Annotated in this window: 1 protein-coding gene; it reads left to right on the forward strand. The window is 68.0% G+C overall.

Annotated elements, in window-relative coordinates; genetic code table 11:
- On the forward strand, positions 1-440 hold a 440-nt coding region (locus EOE48_RS28850), incomplete at both ends, for an asparaginase domain-containing protein (RefSeq protein WP_187371599.1).

The raw sequence follows: 440 nt of genomic DNA on the forward strand, positions 1-440 counted from the left end.
GCAGGTGCCGCAGACAGCGATGCCTGGGCCAACCTGTGCGGTGCGCTGCGCCAGTTCGAACAAGGGCTGGAGAATGGCGTGCAGCTGTACTTCCACGATCAGCTGCTGCATGGCTGCCGGGCGTCGAAGCTTCGCAGCGAGGCGTTCGATGCCTTTGCTGCGTTGCCGCGCCATCGCGACGGCGAGCGGGCCGGGGCGATTCCCGCCGAGCTTGGCTACAAGCACCCGCGCCAGCCGGTCAACCTGGCGATAGTGCCGGTGTTCCCCGGGCTGCAGGCCGGGCACTTGCAGGCCTTGATCGACAGTGGTGTGCAGGGTTTGCTGCTGGAGTGCTACGGCAGCGGTACCGGGCCGTCGGATGACCAGGCGCTGCTGAATGTGCTGCGGGCGGCGCGCCAGCGTGGCGTGATGTTGGCAGCGATCAGCCAGTGCCCTGAGGG

This window comes from Methylobacterium oryzihabitans, assembly GCF_004004555.2.
Lineage (GTDB): Bacteria > Pseudomonadota > Alphaproteobacteria > Rhizobiales > Beijerinckiaceae > Methylobacterium > Methylobacterium oryzihabitans.